The organism is Vibrio sp. Vb1337, assembly GCF_033338715.1.
GTDB lineage: Bacteria > Pseudomonadota > Gammaproteobacteria > Enterobacterales > Vibrionaceae > Vibrio > Vibrio alginolyticus.
The window spans coordinates 1-1,693 of record NZ_JAWOTD010000069.1; the positions used below are offsets into that span (position 1 = coordinate 1).

At 48.0% G+C, this 1,693-nt stretch carries 1 protein-coding gene; it reads right to left on the minus strand.

All coding sequences use genetic code 11. The features are described 5' to 3' along the window. On the minus strand, nt 1–1,693 hold a 1,693-nt coding region (plsB, locus tag R7E42_RS23880), incomplete at both ends, for a glycerol-3-phosphate 1-O-acyltransferase PlsB (protein ID WP_318073071.1).

A 1,693-nucleotide genomic window follows, 5' to 3' on the forward strand; every position in this document is an offset into this window, starting at 1 on the left:
TATTGAACATGGCGGTAAACACACCTTTGTCGAAGAACTCCGGCGCGTTGATACCGTGCAGGCGACCTAAACGTTGCGCGATGTCTTGGCTCTTCTGTTCCAGATCCGATTTACCCAATTCAGGGTACGCAACCAATAGGTTCATGGCGATGGAGTAACGCTGCAGCGTCTCAGTAATCGTGCGACCAAGTAGAACCAGCGGTTGGTTGTTTGATTGGTTGATTTCCAATTTGTTGCCATCAAGACAGATCATTTTCTGTTCGGCAAACTCATTCAACGTTTTCACCACAAGGTCGTTTAAATCTTCCTCTTGGTAGCTTAGGAACAGCTCTTTCTTCAAGAATGGGTAGATTTGCGCAACGTTCTCTTGGATTTTCTCCACGGTGAGATTGCGCTGACGAATAATCATCTGAGCAATCAACGATGGCAGCGCAAACAAGTGAATGATGTTGTTGCGATAGTAAGTCATCAGAATCGATTGACTACGATCCAGAGAAATGATGTCGCCCATACTGTCTGTTTCAATCACAAACTTATCTAACGAGATAGCATGATCAACCAACTCTTCAGCACTTTCTGTTGGGATGGTTGAAGTGCTTGAGTATGGGTTGTTTTTGAGTAGCTTCAAGTAGCACTCAATCTGATTGATCAGAGAATCACGAGACAGTGCACGTTGACGAGAAGCCAACAATGCTGTTGCACAAAGCGTTAAGGCGTTTGCCGCTGCCGCATCGTTAATATGCGTCATCATCTTGTTCGCTAGCTCATTGACCACAGGATTCATCCATTGTGGTTTGCTACCGCCCATGCTATCGATGTCTTTTGTCCACTCTGGCGCGTGCTCGTTAAGGTATTGGTTGAGCTGAATAGGCTCACCGAAGTTCACGTAGCCCAAACCAAAGTTACGCAGTTTACGTAGAGTGCGCAGAACAAGACCTGCGTTCTCTTTCTCTTTACGTTTACCGCGCAGTTCTTTGGCGTAAGTGCCTACTTCCATTACGTGCTCGTAACCGATGTAAACCGGTACCAGCGTTACCGGACGGTTTAGACCACGCAGCATCGCTTGAATCGTCATGGCCAACATACCCGTTTTCGCTTGCAGTAAACGACCGGTACGTGAGCGACCACCTTCGCTGAAGTACTCTACCGAGTAGCCTTTTGCAAACAGCTCGGCTAGATACTCGCGGAAAATCGTGGAGTACAGTTTGTTGCCTTTAAAGCTACGACGAATAAAGAACGCACCACCACGACGGAAAATCGGACCCGCAGGGAAGAAGTTCAGGTTGATACCCGCAGCAATGTGCGGTGGCACCATACCTTCATGGTACAGAACGTAAGACAGCAGTAGGTAGTCCATGTGACTACGGTGACACGGCACGTAAACGATCTCATGGCCATCTTGCGCTAAGCGACGCACTGTCGAAGCGTTGTTGATGTGCAGGCCTTGATACAGTTTGGTCCACAGCCAGCTCAGGATGCGATCGCCGTTTTTCACCAGACCGTATGAGAAGTCGGCTGCGATTTCATCCATGATGTCATGGGCTTCTTTGCGCGCTTTCTCAATCGAAATGTCTTTGCTTTTTGCCTCGTCTTCAATCGCTTGTTCAATTGCAGGTGACTTTAACAGGCGAGCAAATAGCACTTGGCGTTGCGGTAGGTTTGGACCTGATGCCGCCAATTTTTGACGAGAAAA